The sequence below is a fragment of the Burkholderia sp. Cy-637 genome (assembly GCF_011753175.1).
Classification (GTDB): domain Bacteria; phylum Pseudomonadota; class Gammaproteobacteria; order Burkholderiales; family Burkholderiaceae; genus Burkholderia; species Burkholderia gladioli.
Genome location: NZ_VWWC01000070.1, coordinates 18,950 through 34,643 on the forward strand (window position 1 = coordinate 18,950; position 15,694 = coordinate 34,643).

General features: G+C 66.8%; 17 protein-coding genes. 10 read left to right on the forward strand and 7 right to left on the reverse strand.

Going from position 1 to position 15,694, the window contains the following annotated elements:
- The first annotated feature begins 114 nt into the window (after positions 1–114).
- Together nadA and nadC are read left to right on the forward strand one after the other, a co-directional pair.
- On the forward strand, positions 115–1,242 hold the full coding sequence (gene nadA, locus F3J10_RS19000) for a quinolinate synthase NadA (protein WP_025098168.1): 1,128 nt from the start codon (positions 115–117) through the stop codon (positions 1,240–1,242).
- Positions 1,239–2,120 carry a carboxylating nicotinate-nucleotide diphosphorylase gene (gene nadC / locus F3J10_RS19005; RefSeq protein ID WP_167234212.1) on the forward strand — a complete coding sequence of 294 codons (882 nt, stop codon included), beginning with the start codon at positions 1,239–1,241 and terminating at the stop codon, positions 2,118–2,120. Before nadA ends, nadC begins: the two co-directional genes overlap by 4 nt.
- Before the next feature lie 130 nt (positions 2,121–2,250).
- Here nadC and nadB read toward each other — a convergent pair whose 3' ends face one another.
- From nadB to radC, 4 genes are all read right to left on the reverse strand, one after another.
- Positions 2,251–3,831: an L-aspartate oxidase gene (nadB, locus tag F3J10_RS19010; RefSeq protein WP_013699131.1), complete on the reverse strand. Its 1,581-nt coding sequence runs from the start codon at positions 3,829–3,831 to the stop codon at positions 2,251–2,253.
- A 218-nt stretch (positions 3,832–4,049) separates the two neighbouring features.
- The gene (gene rpmG / locus F3J10_RS19015; protein WP_007180630.1) at positions 4,050–4,217 is read right to left on the reverse strand and encodes a 50S ribosomal protein L33; all 168 of its coding nucleotides are present in this window, start codon (positions 4,215–4,217) and stop codon (positions 4,050–4,052) included.
- 17 nt (positions 4,218–4,234) lie between these two features.
- Positions 4,235–4,468: a 50S ribosomal protein L28 gene (rpmB, locus tag F3J10_RS19020; protein WP_004186391.1), complete on the reverse strand. Its 234-nt coding sequence runs from the start codon at positions 4,466–4,468 to the stop codon at positions 4,235–4,237.
- Positions 4,469–4,734: 266 nt separating this feature from the next.
- Positions 4,735–5,583: a DNA repair protein RadC gene (radC, locus tag F3J10_RS19025; protein ID WP_025098165.1), complete on the reverse strand. Its 849-nt coding sequence runs from the start codon at positions 5,581–5,583 to the stop codon at positions 4,735–4,737.
- Positions 5,584–5,717: 134 nt separating this feature from the next.
- On the opposite strand from radC, the gene F3J10_RS19030 reads away from it, so the two are divergent.
- From F3J10_RS19030 to F3J10_RS19060, 7 genes are all read left to right on the forward strand, one after another.
- Complete coding sequence (locus tag F3J10_RS19030; protein WP_013699129.1) at positions 5,718–6,173, forward strand: peptidylprolyl isomerase; 456 nt, start codon at positions 5,718–5,720, stop codon at positions 6,171–6,173.
- A gap of 2 nt (positions 6,174–6,175) precedes the next feature.
- Positions 6,176–7,156, forward strand: a complete 981-nt coding sequence (gene ispH / locus F3J10_RS19035; protein ID WP_013699128.1) for a 4-hydroxy-3-methylbut-2-enyl diphosphate reductase — start codon at positions 6,176–6,178, stop codon at positions 7,154–7,156.
- 153 nt (positions 7,157–7,309) lie between these two features.
- Positions 7,310–8,359: a hypothetical protein gene (locus F3J10_RS19040; protein ID WP_167242744.1), complete on the forward strand. Its 1,050-nt coding sequence runs from the start codon at positions 7,310–7,312 to the stop codon at positions 8,357–8,359.
- 212 nt (positions 8,360–8,571) lie between these two features.
- A complete protein-coding gene (locus F3J10_RS19045; RefSeq protein ID WP_013699127.1) occupies positions 8,572–9,522 on the forward strand; it encodes a branched-chain amino acid ABC transporter permease in 951 nt (316 codons plus the stop codon).
- A gap of 10 nt (positions 9,523–9,532) precedes the next feature.
- A complete protein-coding gene (locus F3J10_RS19050) occupies positions 9,533–10,705 on the forward strand; it encodes an ABC transporter ATP-binding protein (protein ID WP_025098162.1) in 1,173 nt (390 codons plus the stop codon).
- A 24-nt stretch (positions 10,706–10,729) separates the two neighbouring features.
- Positions 10,730–11,503: an ABC transporter ATP-binding protein gene (locus F3J10_RS19055; protein WP_013699125.1), complete on the forward strand. Its 774-nt coding sequence runs from the start codon at positions 10,730–10,732 to the stop codon at positions 11,501–11,503.
- Positions 11,503–12,219 (forward strand): ABC transporter ATP-binding protein, encoded by a 717-nt coding sequence (locus tag F3J10_RS19060; RefSeq protein WP_025098161.1) that lies wholly within the window; start codon positions 11,503–11,505, stop codon positions 12,217–12,219. Before F3J10_RS19055 ends, F3J10_RS19060 begins: the two co-directional genes overlap by 1 nt.
- A gap of 142 nt (positions 12,220–12,361) precedes the next feature.
- On the opposite strand, the gene F3J10_RS19065 is transcribed toward F3J10_RS19060, so the two are convergent.
- The 3 genes from F3J10_RS19065 to F3J10_RS19075 all read right to left on the reverse strand — a co-directional run bounded on the left by F3J10_RS19065 (position 12,362) and on the right by F3J10_RS19075 (position 15,401).
- On the reverse strand, positions 12,362–12,817 hold the full coding sequence (locus F3J10_RS19065) for a GNAT family acetyltransferase (protein ID WP_025098160.1): 456 nt from the start codon (positions 12,815–12,817) through the stop codon (positions 12,362–12,364).
- Between the two features lie 19 nt (positions 12,818–12,836).
- Positions 12,837–14,021 (reverse strand): acetylornithine transaminase, encoded by a 1,185-nt coding sequence (locus tag F3J10_RS19070; RefSeq protein WP_025098159.1) that lies wholly within the window; start codon positions 14,019–14,021, stop codon positions 12,837–12,839.
- 348 nt (positions 14,022–14,369) lie between these two features.
- Positions 14,370–15,401 (reverse strand): CDP-6-deoxy-delta-3,4-glucoseen reductase, encoded by a 1,032-nt coding sequence (locus tag F3J10_RS19075; protein WP_025098158.1) that lies wholly within the window; start codon positions 15,399–15,401, stop codon positions 14,370–14,372.
- An 80-nt stretch (positions 15,402–15,481) separates the two neighbouring features.
- Between F3J10_RS19075 and F3J10_RS19080 the strand changes: the two genes are divergently transcribed.
- Positions 15,482–15,694, forward strand: a 213-nt coding sequence (locus F3J10_RS19080) for an NAD-binding protein (RefSeq protein WP_205200357.1), incomplete at its 3' end; no start/stop codon positions are given.

Sequence of the window (15,694 nt, forward strand, 5' to 3'; positions counted from 1 at the left end):
AATCGATTAGAATTTCGGAACGTCACAAACCCCGCGCTGGCGGGGTTTTTTCTTTTGTGCCGCCGCTTTCGCGCGGCGGCCGATCGGCAGCGCGAAGGAGCAGAGGAGAGGAAGATGCAAGCCGCGATCAAACCCGTCGAATACGACCGGCCGGGTGCCGTGTGCGGAGTCGGGCAGGCTTGGGCCAAGGTGCCCGACAGCCCGTCCGCGGTGGAGCGCGCAGCGCTCAAGGCACGCATCAAGGCGCTGCTGGAGCGCGAGAAGGCCGTGCTCGTCGCGCACTATTACGTCGATGCCGAATTGCAGGAGCTGGCCGACGAGACTGGCGGCTGCGTGGCCGATTCGCTCGAGATGGCGCGCTTTGGTCGCGATCACGCGGCGCAGACGCTGGTGGTGGCCGGCGTGCGCTTCATGGGCGAGACGGCGAAGATCCTGAGCCCGGACAAGCGCATCCTGATGCCCGATCTCGATGCCACCTGCTCGCTCGACCTCGGCTGCCCCGTCGAGGACTTCTCGGCTTTCTGCGATGCGCATCCGGATCGCAAGGTGGTGGTGTATGCCAACACCAGCGCAGCCGTGAAGGCGCGCGCGGACTGGATGGTCACCTCCTCGATCGGCCTGGAGATCGTGGCCGACCTGCATGCGCGCGGCGAGAAGCTGATCTGGGCGCCGGACCGGCACCTCGGCAGCTATATCCAGAAGAAGACCGGCGCCGACATGCTGATGTGGCAGGGCTCCTGCCTGGTGCACGACGAATTCAAGGGCATCGAGCTCGACCTGTTGCGCGCCGAGCATCCGGACGCGAAGGTACTGGTGCATCCGGAATCGCCCGAGAACGTGGTGGCGCTGGCCGACGTGGTCGGCTCCACCACCCAGCTGATCGACGCGGCCGTCAAGCTTGACGCGCAACGCTTCATCGTCGCGACCGACCTCGGCATCCTGCACAAGATGCAGCTCGCGGCGCCCGGCAAGACCTTCATCGCCGCGCCGACGGCCGGCAACAGCGCCACCTGCAAGAGCTGCGCGCATTGCCCCTGGATGGCGATGAACGGCCTGGCGAACCTGGCCGAGGTGCTGGAGCGCGGCCATAACGAAATCTTCGTCGATCGCGCGATCGGCGAGCGCGCGCGCCTGCCGATCGATCGCATGCTGGAATTCGCGGCGCAGCACAAGCGGCGCGTCCAGGCCAGCGGCGACCTGCAGCGCGATGCGCAGTTGTTCTCGAACGTGGGGGCGGCATGAGCACGGCGGTTTCCCCGATCTACCAGGACATCGTTGGCGAATACGGCGCGGCCTTCGAGGCCGCGATCGCGCGCAACGTCGCCGATGCGATCGCCGAGGACGTCGGCAGCGGCGACCAGACCGGCCGCCTGGTGCCCGACGGCCCGGCCCGCCTCGCGCGCATCATCGTGCGCGAGGACGCGGTGCTGTGCGGCGTGCCCTGGTTCGAGGCGGTGATGCGCTCGGTCGATCCGGCCATCGAGGTCAGCTGGTCCTATCGCGAAGGCGATCTGATGCGCGCCGACACCACCGTCTGCGAACTGCGAGGCCCGGCGCGCGCGCTGCTGACGGCCGAGCGCAATGGCCTGAACTTCCTGCAGTTGCTTTCGGGCGTGGCCAGCGCCACGCGCCGCTACGTCGCGCTGATCGACGGCCATCGCACGCGCATCCTCGACACGCGCAAGACGCTGCCGGGCCTGCGGCTCGCGCAGAAGTACGCGGTGCGCGTCGGCGGCGGCGCGAACCAGCGCCTGGCGCTGTACGACGGCATCCTGATCAAGGAGAACCATATCGCCGCGGCGGGCGGGGTCGGCGAGGCGCTCGACGCCGCCTTCGCGCTCGAGGCGGGCGTGCCCGTGCAGGTCGAGGTGGAGACGCTGGCCCAGCTCGACACGGCGCTCGCGCATGGCGCGAAATCGGTGCTGCTCGACAATTTCAGCTTCGAGATGATGCGCGAGGCGGTGAGTGTGACTGGCGGCCGGGCGGTGCTCGAGGTGTCGGGCGGGGTGAATGCCGAGACCGTGCGCGATATCGCCTCGACCGGCGTCGACCGGATCTCGATCGGCGCGCTGACCAAGGACGTGCGCGCCACCGATTTCTCGATGCGGATCGTCGACTGAGATTGCGGGCGATGGTGGCGCGTGATGCGCCGTCCTCGCTGGCTCGCCATCCCCGGAAAGAACAAGGCCGCTTGCGGAAACCCTCCGCAAGCGGCCTTTGTCATTGCCGCGCCACGCGCTCGCGCGTCGCTCAGCGGCGCGGCGAGAGCACCGTCGGCAGCGCCTTCGGCAGCGTATCGGGCCAGTCGCGGCTGAAATGCAGGCCGCGGCTCTCGCGCCGCGAGCGCGCGCTCTCGACGATCAGCGAGGCCACGTCGACCAGATTGCGCAGCTCCAGCAGATCCGGGCTGACGCGGAAGTTCGCGTAATACTCCTGGATCTCGTCGCGCAGCAGCTCGATGCGATGCTTGGCGCGCGCCAGGCGCTTGTCGGTGCGCACGATGCCGACGTAGTTCCACATCAGGCGGCGCAGTTCGTCCCAGTTGTGGGCGACCACCACTTCCTCGTCCGGATCCGACACGCGGCTTTCGTCCCAGGCGGGCAGGGCGTCGTGCGCGACGCGCTCGTAGCCGGCCGTCTCGATCGCCTCGGCGGCCGCGCGGCCGATCACCAGGCATTCGAGCAGGGAATTGCTGGCGAGCCGGTTGGCGCCGTGCAGGCCCGTGTACGAGGTCTCGCCGACCGCATAGAGCCCCGCCAGGTCGGTGCGCCCGGCCAGGTCGGTCACCACGCCGCCGCAGGTGTAGTGCGCGGCCGGCACCACGGGAATCGGTTGCTTGGCGATATCGATGCCGAATTCGAGGCAGCGCGCGTGGATGGTCGGGAAGTGCTCGCGCAGGAAGGCTTCGGGCTGGTGGCTGATGTCGAGATAGACGCAGTCGATGCCGCGCTTCTTGATCTCGAAGTCGATCGCGCGAGCCACGATGTCTCGCGGCGCGAGTTCGGCGCGCGGATCGTGGGCCGGCATGAAGCGCGTGCCGTCCGGCAGCTTGAGCAGGCCGCCCTCGCCGCGCACCGCTTCCGAGATCAGGAAGGATTTCGCGTAGGGATGGTAGAGGCAGGTCGGATGGAACTGGATGAATTCCATGTTCGCGACGCGGCAGCCCGCGCGCGAAGCCATCGCGATGCCGTCGCCGGTCGCCGTGTCGGGGTTGGTGGTGTAGAGATAGACCTTGCCCGCGCCGCCGGTGGCCAGCACCGTGTGCGGCGCCTCGATCGTCACGGTCAGCCCGGTGCGCACATCGAGCGCGTAGAGGCCGACGCAGCGCCCGCCGGGCAGGCCGATCCGATCCGAGGTGATCAGGTCGACCGCGTGATGGTTTTCGAGGAAGGTGATGTTCGGATGCTTGCGTGCGCGCTCGCTCAGCGTCGCCAGCACGGCATGGCCGGTCGCGTCGGCCGCGTGGATGATGCGGCGATGGCTGTGGCCGCCCTCGCGCGTCAGGTGGAAGCCGAGTTCGGCCGCCGCGTCGCGCGTAAACGGCACGCCCTGCGAGATCAGCCATTCGATCGCCGCGCGGCCGTGCTCGACGATGAAGCGGGTGGTGGTCTCGTCGCACAAGCCGCCGCCGGCGATCAGCGTGTCGCTGACATGGTTCTCGACGCTGTCCGCCGAATCGAGCACCGCCGCGATGCCGCCCTGCGCGTAGTCGCTCGCGCCTTCCATCATCGATCGCTTCGCGATCAGCGCGACCTTGCGCGTCTGCGCCAGGTTCAGCGCGACCGACAGACCGGCAAGACCGCTGCCGACGATCGCCACATCGAAATTCATCTTGCTTCTCCGTTTCCGCGCTGTCGTCCGCTGGCTTCCCTCGTGCCGGCGCGGCCTGGCAGAGGAAGGCAGAGCATACCGCGATCCATGTGGCAATGTGTCACGGCAAAGACAAAAAGACGGCACCCGCGTGACGCGGCGCAGGGCCGGCGCGCGCGGAAAACAAAAAGCCCCGCGAGAGCGGGGCTTTTCGTGTCATCAGGCCAGGGAGGCGAAGATTACTTGATCTTCGTTTCCTTGTACTCGACGTGCTTGCGAACGACCGGATCGAACTTCTTGATCAACATCTTTTCCGGCATGTTGCGCTTGTTCTTGGTGGTCGTATAGAAGTGACCCGTGCCAGCGGTCGACTCCAGCTTGATCTTGTCGCGTGCGCCCTTCGCCATTTTCGTGCTCCTTGGACTTAGGCTTCGCCGCGTGCGCGCAGGTCAGCGAGCACGGAATCGATGCCGTTCTTGTCGATCAGGCGCAGGCCGGCGTTCGAGACGCGCAGACGCACCCAGCGGTTTTCGCTTTCCACCCAGAACCGGCGGTTTTGCAGATTCGGCAGGAAGCGACGCTTCGTTTTGTTGTTGGCGTGGGAAACGTTGTTGCCGCTCATCGGCGCTTTCCCAGTTACTTGGCATACGCGTGCCATGAGAGCACTCCTAATACGCTGAATTCGGGTTCAATCGCCGATGAAGTTTCTTCGCTCAACGACTGCGGACCGCTGCCGTCTTGGAAAGACCGAGCCACACTGGATGGCCAGACCTCTCGTCCCTTCTTTGGCTTCAGAACTGGTTGGAAAAAAGTCAGACGGCGATTCTAACAGAAAAAATTCTGGAAAATCAACCCAATTTCCGGTGTCGATCGACCGGGCCCGCCTGACGGGCCCGGCGCGGCATTGCCTCGAACGGGGCCATATCAGAGCAGCCCCGCCTGGGCAAAGGAGAAGGTCTCGCTCTCGCCCACCACGATGTGATCGGTCAGCCGCACGTCGACCAGCGCGAGCGCGTCGCGCAGCAACTGCGTGAGGCGACGGTCCTCGGCGCTGGGCCGGACCACGCCGGAGGGGTGATTATGCGCCACGATCAGCGCCGCCGCACCGGATTCCAGCGCGCGCCGCACGATTTCGCGCGGATAAACGGCCATCCGCGTGAGCGAGCCGATGGTGCTTTCCTCGAGTTCGAGCAGGCGGTGCTGGGCGTCCAGGTAGAGGCAGAGGAAGGTTTCGCGCTGGCGCGTGCCGATCTTCAGCCGCAGGTAGTCGCGCACGGCGCCCGGCGAATCGACCTGCGAGCGCGCGCGGGCGCGCTCCACCAGCGCGCGGCGCACCAGCTCGGTGGTGGCGATCAGTACCGCCGCGCGTGCCTCGGCAATACCTTCGACGGCCTGGATCTCCTGGTGCGAGGCGTCGAGCAGCGCGCGCAGCGAGCCGAATTTCTTGAACACGCGCAGGGCGGTGTCGCCGCTGCGGCCGAAGCCGATCCCGTTGCCGATCAGCAGCGCGACCAGCTCCACGTCGGTGACCGCGTCGGCGCCGCGCTGGAGCAGGCGTTCGCGGGGCAGGTTCTTGCACTCCTCCTTGCCCAGGCGCTTCTTGCGCTTGCGAGGGGCGCCGGCTGAACCGGCCGGCGTCGCGACGGGCCTGGCGGCGGCCGGCGCGACCGCCGCCAGCGCGGGCGCCGCCTCGGCGGCCCGTGCCGCCGGCGCGCAGGGGGATTCTGGCGATTCGGGCGCGTCATGGCACGCGCCGCTCGGATTCGAAGGCATCCGCTGTTCTCCGGTGACGAGCGCGCAACACCGGGCGAGGCCGGCCGCGGGGCGACATTCCGCCCCGAGCGCTCAGGTGACTTACAATAGGGGTTTTGCGCTGTGCCGCCCGGCGGCGGACTGAACGAGTAAACATGAGCCTCATCGATATTTCAGAAGTGAAGCCCGGTTCCCACGTCACGCTTCATTACCGGCTTGCGCTCGCCGATGGTGCCGACATCGTCAACACCTTCGCCGACAAGCCGGCCACCCTGCTGCTCGGCGCCGGGCAGCTCGCGCCGGCACTCGAGAACATTCTGCTCGGCCTGAAGTCGGGGCACCACTCGACCTTCCAGCTAGGGGCAGGCGAGGCCTTCGGTCCCCGCAATCCGGAGATGATCCAGCGCGTGTCGATGAAGACGCTGCGCGAGAACGGCATGGTCGGCGAGGATTTCACGCCCGGCGACCTGATCGAGTTCAATGCGCCTGACGGCGGCCGCTATGCGGGCGTGCTGAAGGAAGTGGGCGAGACCTCGGCGCTGTTCGACTTCAATCACCCGCTGGCGGGGCAGGCCATTACGTTCGAAGTGAAAATCATCGGGATTCTGTAACCATGAGCATTACCGATACGCTGTCCGGCCCGACCGTCGCGGCCGACGCCGAAATCCTGCTCGCCCAGCCGCGCGGCTTCTGCGCCGGCGTCGATCGCGCGATCGAGATCGTCGAGCGCGCGATCGCGATGCATGGCTCGCCGATCTACGTGCGTCACGAGATCGTGCACAACAAGTACGTGGTCGAGGATCTCAAGAAGAAGGGCGCGATCTTCGTCGAGGAACTCGAGGAAGTGCCCTCGGGCAACACCGTGATCTTCAGCGCGCACGGCGTGTCGAAGGCGGTGCGCGACGAGGCCGACGTGCGCGGCCTGCGCATCTACGACGCGACCTGCCCGCTGGTCACCAAGGTCCACGTCGAGGTCGCGAAGATGCGCCAGGACGGCGTCGACATCGTGATGATCGGCCACAAGGGCCACCCCGAGGTCGAGGGCACGATGGGCCAGGTCGAGCGCGGCATGCACCTGGTCGAGAGCGTCGAGGACGTGCTCGCGCTGGAGCTGCCCGATCCCGAGCGCGTCGCGCTGGTCACGCAGACCACCCTGTCGGTGGACGACGCGGCCGAGATCATCGCCGCGCTCAAGCGCAAGTTCCCCGCGATCCGCGAGCCGAAGAAGCAGGACATCTGCTACGCCACGCAGAACCGCCAGGACGCGGTCAAGTTCATGGCGCCCCAATGTGACGTGGTGATCGTGGTCGGCAGCCCGAACAGCTCGAACTCGAGCCGGCTGCGCGAGGTCGCGGAAAAGCGCGGCGTGGAAGCCTATATGGTCGATTCCCCGGACCAGATCAACCCGGCCTGGGTGGCCGGCAAGCGGCGCATCGGCGTGACGGCCGGCGCCTCGGCGCCCGAGGTGCTGGCCCAGGCCGTGATCGCGCGGCTGCGCGAGCTCGGCGTGCGCAACGTGCGCGCGCTCGAGGGCATCGAGGAAAACGTCTCGTTCCCGCTTCCGCGCGGGCTCAACCTGCCGCCCGCGGTCTAAGGTTCGATCCTTTTCATTCGTCGGATCCATTCCCCGATCCGATCGTCCCCCGACAAAGCGCGCCACTCGGCGCGCTTTTGTTTTGCCTTTCGGTTTTGCTTTCGTTCTTCGTTTTGCAACTGCTCGCTTCGCATAAGGTGCAACCCGGTTGCGATGATTTTGCGTCCATTTCATAAAAAAATGGTTGCAATGCAGGAAAACCCTGTCGAATCAGGAATATTGGTCGTCCTGAAATTGGAGTTACAATGCGCGCGTTTTCAGGCCGTAATGCATTGCAGACGAGGTTTTTGCAGTGTGCAGGAGACCGATTTAATGCAACAGGAGTTGGCCGTTGCCCCCTCCGTGACGGGCAGGGTTGCAATCCTTCGCGTAGCGCGGGAACGGGGTACGGCGGCGCATGTCGGCGCGATGGTCATCGAGGTGGCCGGGCGCCGGCCGGACGACGAGCTTGGTGCTGGTCGCGGCGCGTCGAACGGGAAGCAGCACAACGGGAAGCAGAACGACAACGAGGTCTGTTTGGGGATCGAAGCAATGCATGCGCGTGGCCTGAGGGCCGCGCGGGTCCGCTCGGCGGACCCGGAATGGCCGGTGCCGATTGCAATGGGCATGCAAATTGCTGATTTGTCGGGGCAGAACGGAAGCTGCCGCGCGGGCCGCGCGGCGCATCAGGCCAGCCCGCTTCGGGCGCCCGGCATTCTTGGCGGTTTGGGTATTGTGCGGAATACGTTTTTCTTGAATCGGCCGGCCGGCGCGGCAGCGCGGGCGGGCGAGACGGCGGGCAGGATCGATGCACCAATGATGTGCGTCACGATGCCCGTCTTCGGGGCAGGAATTTCCGGCGGCGCGATGCGCGGCGCCGGATCCGCCGCGATCGCGCCAGACGCGACGCGGCAAGCTCGCCACGCCGTCGATGCGCTCGCATCGGCGGCGGGCGGGTCGGCCGCCGGGCAGCAGGCCGGCGCCGCCGACATCAGGCCGACGCGGCGTGCCGCGCGGTCGTGCCGGAACGCGAGCCGGCAGGACGAGCGCATCGCAGCGCGCGCCACTCACCTCATGTCCGTTCCACGGGTTCCGTTCGCTCGCCGTCCGGCGGCGGGCGTGCGCTCGGGCGCGGACAGGCGGCAGGCGGCGTACCTGGGTGTAAGGATGCCTAACGACTTCATGGAGGCCAGGATCAACGTCCTCGATGTCGTGACGATGTAGCGACGGGACTCGTGACGGCACCGGAATCGTGCGGTGCCGTTTTTGTATCCGTCCCGGCGGCAGGCCGTGGTGTACCAGCCACGCGAGGCGCGCCGGGACGTCATCACCCTTATCGGTATTTATTCGTACCCGCAGTGCCGTCGAGAGCGTGTATCCCTCGCCTACCCGCGTGGAGCAGCGTCTGTCCGACGGCACGGACCAAGGAGCTTTTAATGGATATTTTCGTCCAGCAGGTCATCAACGGGCTGGTGCTCGGCAGTGTGTACGCCATCATCGCGTTGGGCTACACGATGGTGTACGGCATTCTCGGCATCATCAACTTCGCGCACGGCGACGTGCTGATGATCGGCGCCATGGTGGCGCTGTCGGCGATCACGGTGCTGCAGAACCACTTCCCGGAACTGGGCAACGTCGCGACCCTGACGATCGGCCTGGTGATCGCCGCCGCGGTCTGCGCCGCGGTCGGCTTCACCATCGAGCGCGTGGCCTACCGGCCGCTGCGCCGCGCGCCGCGCCTGGCGCCGCTGATCACCGCGATCGGCGTGTCGATCCTGCTGCAGACGGCTGCCATGATGATCTGGTCGCGTAACCCGCTGCCGTTCCCGCAGCTGCTGTCGACCAATCCGCTCAACGTGATCCACCCGACCGACACCACGCCCGGCGCGGTGATCTCGCCGACCGAAATCGTGATCATCGCGGTGGCCTTCATCGTGATGGCGGGCCTGCTGCTGCTGGTGCACAAGACCAAGCTCGGCCGTGCCATGCGCGCGATCTCGGAGAACCCGAACAACGCCAGCCTGATGGGCGTGAACCCGAACTTCGTGATCTCGGCGACCTTCATGATCGGCTCGGCGCTGGCCGCGCTGGCCGGCGTGATGATCGCCTCGGAATACGGCAACGTGCACTTCTACATGGGCTTCATCCCCGGCATGAAGGCCTTCACCGCGGCGGTGCTGGGCGGCATCGGCAACCTCGGCGGCGCGATGGTGGGCGGCGTGCTGCTCGGCCTGATCGAACAGCTGGGCGCCGGCTACATCGGCAACCTGACGGGCGGCGTGTTCGGCTCGAACTACCAGGACGTGTTCGCGTTCGTGGTGCTGATCATCGTGCTGGTGTTCCGTCCGTCGGGCCTGCTCGGCGAACGTGTGGCCGATCGCGCATAAGGAGACCAAGATGACTTCCATTCAACCGATCGAAACCTCGACCACGCTCGTCGAAGAGCGCAACCCCGCCAAGACCCTGGCCATCGGCGTGGTGCTGGCGATCCTGGTCGCCGCCGCGCCGTTCGTGATCGGCGCGGCCGGCGGCAACTACTGGGTGCGCGTGCTGGACTTCGCGATGCTGTACGTGATGCTCGCGCTGGGCCTGAACGTGGTGGTCGGCTTCGCCGGCCTGCTCGACCTGGGCTACATCGCGTTCTACGCGGTGGGCGCCTACGTCGCCGCGCTGCTGACCTCGCCCCACCTGACCACGCAGTTCGAGTGGATCGCCGCGATGTTCCCGAACGGCCTGCATACGCCGTACTGGATCGTGGTGCCCTGCGCGATGGCGCTGGCCGCGCTGGCCGGCGTGCTGCTCGGCGCGCCGACGCTGCGCCTGCGCGGCGACTACCTGGCGATCGTCACGCTCGGCTTCGGTGAAATCGTGCGGATCTTCATGAACAACCTGGATCGCCCGGTGAACATCACCAACGGGCCGCAGGGGATCACGGGCGTCGCGCCGCTGCACATCGGCGGTTTCAACCTGTCGCAATCGCACACGCTGTTCGGCTTCACGATCACCTCGGTGTACCTGTACTACTACGTGTTCGTGATCTGCTCGCTGCTGGTGATCTGGGTCTGTACCCGCCTGCAGCATTCGCGCATCGGCCGCGCCTGGGCCGCGATCCGCGAGGACGAGATCGCCGCCAAGGCGATGGGCATCAACACCCGCAACGTCAAGCTGCTGGCCTTCGCGATGGGCGCCTCGTTCGGCGGCCTGTCGGGCTCGATGTTCGGCGCCTTCCAGGGCTTCGTGTCGCCGGAATCGTTCACCTTCTGGGAATCGATCGTGGTGCTGGCCTGCGTGGTGCTGGGCGGCATGGGCCACATCCCGGGCGTGATCCTCGGCGCGGTGCTGCTGGCGGTGTTCCCGGAAGTGCTGCGTTCCACCATGGGCCCGCTGCAGCATGCGCTGTTCGGCCATGAGATCGTCGATACCGAAGTGATCCGCCAGGCTCTCTATGGCCTCGCCATGGTGCTGATCATGCTGTACCGCTCGGAAGGCCTGTGGCCGGCGGCGAAGCATGAGGACAAGATCGCCAAGATCACGAAGCGCAACGGCAAGAAGGCCGCGGTTCGCGCCTAACGCACGCTTACGGAGAAACAAGCAATGAGCGAGAACATTCGACTGTCCGTGACGGGCGTCAACAAGCGCTTCGGTGGCCTGCAGGCGCTGTCGGACGTCGGCCTGAAGATCCGCGAGGGCGAGATCTACGGCCTGATCGGCCCGAACGGCGCCGGCAAGACCACCTTCTTCAACGTGATCACCGGCCTCTACACGCCCGATTCGGGCGAGTTCAAGCTGGACGGCACCGACTACACGCCGACCGCCGTGCACGAAGTGGCGAAGGCCGGCATTGCCCGGACCTTCCAGAACATCCGCCTGTTCGGCGGCATGACCGCGCTCGAGAACGTGATGGTCGGCCGCCACGTGCGGACCAGGCACGGCCTGCTCGGCGCGGTGTTCCAGACGCCCTCGGAGCGCCAGGAAGAGCGCGAGATCAAGGAGCGCGCGATCGAGCTGCTCGACTACGTGGGCGTGCTGCAATACGCCGACTACACCTCGCGCAACCTCTCCTACGGCCACCAGCGCCGCCTGGAGATCGCGCGGGCGCTTGCGACCGATCCGAAGCTGCTCGCGCTCGACGAGCCGGCGGCCGGCATGAACGCGACCGAGAAGGTCGAGCTCACGCGCCTGCTCGACAAGATCCGCTCGGACGGCAAGACCATCCTGCTGATCGAGCACGACGTGAAGCTGGTGATGGGATTGTGCAACCGGATGACGGTGCTCGATTACGGCAAGGTGATCGCCGAGGGTCTGCCGCAGGACGTGCAGAAGGATCCGAAGGTGATTGAGGCATATCTCGGCGCAGGGGTGCACTGATGGCAGCGGCAATGTTGAAGGTTACGGGCTTGCAGGTGAACTACGGCGGCATCCAGGCGGTGAAGGGTGTCGACATGGAGGTTCGCCAGGGCGAGCTGGTCACGCTGATCGGCGCGAACGGCGCGGGCAAGACCACCACCATGAAGGCGATCACGGGTCTCAAGCCGTTCTCGGCGGGCGACATCCAGTACGACGGCAAGTCGATCAAGGGCGTGCCCACCCACGAGCTGCTCAAGCGCGGCCTGGCGATGGTGCCGGAAGGTCGCGGGATCTTCGCGCGCATGTCGATCCTCGAGAACATGCAGATGGGCGCCTACCTGCGCACCGACAAGGAAGGCATCAAGAAGGACGTCGAGCGCATGTTCGGCTTCTTCCCGCGCCTGCGCGAGCGGGCCACGCAGTTCGCCGGCACGCTCTCGGGCGGCGAGCAGCAGATGCTGGCGATGGCGCGCGCGATCATCAGCAAGCCCAAGCTGCTGCTGCTCGACGAGCCCTCGATGGGCCTCTCGCCGATCATGGTCGAGAAGATCTTCGAGGTGGTGCGCGAGATCTCCAAGGAAGGCCTGACGGTGCTGCTGGTCGAGCAGAACGCGCGTCTCGCGCTGCAGGCGGCCGACCGCGGCTACGTGATGGACTCGGGCACGGTCACCATGACCGGCAATGCCCGGGACATGCTCGACGATCCGAAGGTGCGCGCCGCCTACCTGGGCGAGTGACGCGATGAAGGCACGGCGCCGGTCGACAGGCCGGTGTCGCGCGGCACATGAAAAAGCCGCCACGGTGATGAGCCGTGGCGGCTTTTTTTCGTCCGGGCGGCGGCCTGGCCAACGCGGCCCGGCGCGGATCGTCGGGATGGCCTCAGGCCGTCATCGGCAGCCGCTTGCCGAACGAGACCAGCGGCTCGACCTGGTAGCCGAGCGCCGCGTAGAAGCGGCAGGCCTCGTCGTTGTCCTGCAGCACCTGCAGGTTGATCTTGCGGCAGCCCAGGGCGGCGAGCTCGGCCTCGGCGTGCGCCATCATCGCGCGGCCGATGCCGAGCCGGCGCGCATCGTTGGCCACCGCGAACGAATAGAGCCAGCCGCGATGGCCGTCGTAGCCCGCCATCACGGTGCCCACCAGGCGCGCGCCGCGCAGCGCGACGAAGAACAGCTCGGGCTGCGTGGCGAGCTTCATCTCGATCGCGAAGCGCGGATCTCGATGCGGCGCGCTGCGCTCCGAGTAGCTCGGGAAGGCCTCGATCCAGAGCGCGATCACCCGCTCGGTGTCGGCGCGCTCGAAGATCCGGATGCTCAGGTCCTCGTCGTCGGAATGCATGGTGGGCCTCGTCGTCCGATCAGAGCGTGTCGAGGATCGAGCGCAGCATCGCCATCATCTGGTCGATTTCCGCGTTCGTCACGTTCAGCGCCGGCATGAAGCGCAGCAGGTTGGGGCGCGCCGCGTTCAGCAGCAGGCCGTCCGGGCCCATGTCGCGCGCCTTCTCGACGATCTGCGGGCCGATGTCCTTGCCCAGCAGCAGGGCGCGCAGCAGGCCCTCGCCGCGCTCGCCCTCGAAGCCGCGTTCCTCCGACAGTTGCAGCAGGCTCTGCTTCAGGTAGTCGGCGCGCTCGCGCACGCTCTCGAGGAAGCCCGGCGCCACCAGTTGCGAGATCACCGAGTAGCCGGCCGCCGTCATCAGCGGGTTGCCGTTGTAGGTGCCGCCCTGGTCGCCGGCCTCGAACACCGCCACCTCGGCCTTGGCCAGCAGCGCGGCGAGCGGCACGCCGCTGCCGATGCCCTTGCCGAGCGTCATGATGTCCGGCTCGACGCCCGACAGCTCGTAGGCGAACAGCGTGCCGGCACGCCCGCAGCCGCTCTGCACCTCGTCGACGATCAGCAGCAGATTGTGCTTGCGGGTGAGCTCGCGCAGTTGCTGCATGAATTCGCGGGTGGCGGGGATCACGCCGCCTTCGCCCTGGATCGGCTCGAGCATCACGGCGACGGTCTTGCCGGTGATCAGCTTCTCGACCGAGGCGATGTCGTTGAGCTCGGCCTTCGGGAAGCCCGGCACCTGCGGCGCGTAGATCGTGTCCCAGCCGGGCTTGCCGCTGGCCGACATGGTGGCGAGGGTGCGGCCGTGGAAGCTGTGGTCGAAAGTGATGATCTCGTAGGCGCCGTCCTTGAACTTGCGGCCCCACTTGCGCGCGAGCTTGATCGCGCCTTCGTTGGCCTCGGCGCCGCTGTTGGCGAAGAACACCTTGTCGAACACGCTGTGCTGCGTGAGCAGGCCGGCGAGCTTGGCCATCGGCTCGTTGTAGAAGGCCGGCGAGGGGTTCAGCAGGCGCTCGGCCTGGGTCTTCAGCGCCTCGACCACGCCGTCGTTGCAGTGGCCCAGGCTGTTGACCGCCCAACCCTGGATGAAATCCAGATAGCGCTTGCCGGTGTGATCGTAGAGCCAGGAACCCTTGCCGTGCGTGAACACGATGTCGGGGCGGTTCGTGATGTACATCAGCGAGTCGATCGGAAATTCGTTCAGAGGCATGGCAGCGAGCTCCAGCGGGTAGCGACAAGGGAAAAAAAGACAACAAAAAAGCCACGGAATGCCGTGGCTTGGTGGTTCGAACAGCTAGTGCGTAACGAAGAGGGGGTTACGCGTGCGTCCGTGACGAGCCGGCGGCAGCCATGAGGTGCGGCGAGCGGCGACGTCGGAGGGCGGACAGGAAGCGGTTCATGGCGCAAGCATACGGCATGACGCGGCAACAAGTAAACCGCTCGCTTGCGACAAACGAGTGTCGGCGCTGCATTTTCATGCCGGGCGCGACGCCGGCCGGGCATGAAGATGCGGCGCGAGCGGGCGGTTCGGACCAGGGTCCGCCGCCCGCCGCGTGCCTCAGACGGCGTGGGCCAGGTCGGCCGCGCTGGTGAAGGAGTCCGCGTAGAACTCCTCGGCCGGCAACTGGTGGTGGGCGGTGAAATCGCGCTGGGCCGATTCGACCATCACCGGCGCGCCGCAGGCATAGACCTGGAAATCGGACAGGTCGGGCAGGTCCTCCACCACGGCGCGGTGCACGAAGCCGGTGCGGCCGGTCCAGGCGTCGTCGGCGTCGGGCTCGGAGAGCACCGGCACGAACCGGAAGTTCGGGATCTCGCGCGCCCATTGCTCGGCCAGCTCGAACAGGTAGAGGTCTTTCTTGCGGCGCGCGCCCCAGTACAGGCGCATCGGCCGCGTGAAACCGCTATGCCGCGCGTGCTCGACGATCGCCTTGATCGGCGCGAAGCCGGTGCCCGAGGCCAGCAGCACGATCGGCTTTTCCGAATCCTCGCGCAGGAAGAAGGTGCCGAGCGGCCCCTCGAAGCGCAGGATCTCGCGTTCCTTCATGGTGTTGAAGACGTGGTCGGTGAACTTGCCGCCGGGCAGGTGGCGGATATGCAGCTCGACCGGGCCTTCCTCGTGCGGCGCGCTGGCCATCGAGTAGCTGCGGCGCGAGCCGTCCTTGAGGATGAACTCGATGTACTGGCCCGCCAGGTACTGCATGCGCTCGTTGGCCGGCAACTGCAGCTTCAGCACGATCACGTCGTCGGCGCGCCGCTCGATCACGTTGACGCGGCAGGGCAGCTTCTTGACCTGCACGCCGTCGACGCCGGCGATCTCGCGCACGTCGATCTCGAGGTCGCACTGGGCGGTGGCGCAGCAGAGCAGGGCCAGCCCGCGCGTGCGCTCGTCGTTGGACAGCGCCGAGGCCGCATGCGGGCGCTGCTCGACCTGCCCCTGGACGATCTGCCCCTTGCAGGAGCCGCAGGCGCCGTTCTTGCAGCCGTAAGGCAGATGCACGTTCTGGCGCAGCGCGGCTGCCAGCACGGTTTCGTCGGCCTCGACCTGGAACTGTCGACCGCTTTGCTTGAGGATTACGTTGAATGCCATAAGTCCATGAACCAAAAGTGGGGACCGTGCGAATCGGGCACGGCGGCTACAATGTTTGCGCTACGAATTCCGGTAACACCATGATTGCGACACGAATCCTGCGCCGCTCGCGCGTCCTGATCGTCGGCTGCGGCGATGTGGGCATGCGCTGCGTCGAACAGTTGCGCGCGCGGGCTCGTCCGCCGCGAATCATCGCGCTGACCAGCCAGCCGGCGCGGCGCGCCGAACTGGCCGCCGCGGGCGTGGTGCCGGTGGTCGGCGACCTGGACCGGCCGGCGACGCTGGCGCGGCTC

What these genes read in the sequence shown, in the direction of transcription:
- F3J10_RS19060 (WP_025098161.1), top strand. Translation starts at nt 11,503, where the DNA reads ATGGCAGCGGCAATGTTGAAGGTTACGGGCTTGCAGGTGAACTACGGC.
- nadA (WP_025098168.1), top strand. Translation starts at nt 115, where the DNA reads ATGCAAGCCGCGATCAAACCCGTCGAATACGACCGGCCGGGTGCCGTG.
- radC (WP_025098165.1), bottom strand. Translation starts at nt 5,583, where the DNA reads ATGCCTTCGAATCCGAGCGGCGCGTGCCATGACGCGCCCGAATCGCCA.
- F3J10_RS19050 (WP_025098162.1), top strand. Translation starts at nt 9,533, where the DNA reads ATGACTTCCATTCAACCGATCGAAACCTCGACCACGCTCGTCGAAGAG.
- F3J10_RS19055 (WP_013699125.1), top strand. Translation starts at nt 10,730, where the DNA reads ATGAGCGAGAACATTCGACTGTCCGTGACGGGCGTCAACAAGCGCTTC.
- rpmB (WP_004186391.1), bottom strand. Translation starts at nt 4,468, where the DNA reads ATGGCACGCGTATGCCAAGTAACTGGGAAAGCGCCGATGAGCGGCAAC.
- ispH (WP_013699128.1), top strand. Translation starts at nt 6,176, where the DNA reads ATGAGCATTACCGATACGCTGTCCGGCCCGACCGTCGCGGCCGACGCC.
- F3J10_RS19030 (WP_013699129.1), top strand. Translation starts at nt 5,718, where the DNA reads ATGAGCCTCATCGATATTTCAGAAGTGAAGCCCGGTTCCCACGTCACG.
- nadB (WP_013699131.1), bottom strand. Translation starts at nt 3,831, where the DNA reads ATGAATTTCGATGTGGCGATCGTCGGCAGCGGTCTTGCCGGTCTGTCG.
- nadC (WP_167234212.1), top strand. Translation starts at nt 1,239, where the DNA reads ATGAGCACGGCGGTTTCCCCGATCTACCAGGACATCGTTGGCGAATAC.
- rpmG (WP_007180630.1), bottom strand. Translation starts at nt 4,217, where the DNA reads ATGGCGAAGGGCGCACGCGACAAGATCAAGCTGGAGTCGACCGCTGGC.
- F3J10_RS19070 (WP_025098159.1), bottom strand. Translation starts at nt 14,021, where the DNA reads ATGCCTCTGAACGAATTTCCGATCGACTCGCTGATGTACATCACGAAC.
- F3J10_RS19075 (WP_025098158.1), bottom strand. Translation starts at nt 15,401, where the DNA reads ATGGCATTCAACGTAATCCTCAAGCAAAGCGGTCGACAGTTCCAGGTC.
- F3J10_RS19040 (WP_167242744.1), top strand. Translation starts at nt 7,310, where the DNA reads ATGATTTTGCGTCCATTTCATAAAAAAATGGTTGCAATGCAGGAAAAC.
- F3J10_RS19065 (WP_025098160.1), bottom strand. Translation starts at nt 12,817, where the DNA reads ATGCATTCCGACGACGAGGACCTGAGCATCCGGATCTTCGAGCGCGCC.
- F3J10_RS19045 (WP_013699127.1), top strand. Translation starts at nt 8,572, where the DNA reads ATGGATATTTTCGTCCAGCAGGTCATCAACGGGCTGGTGCTCGGCAGT.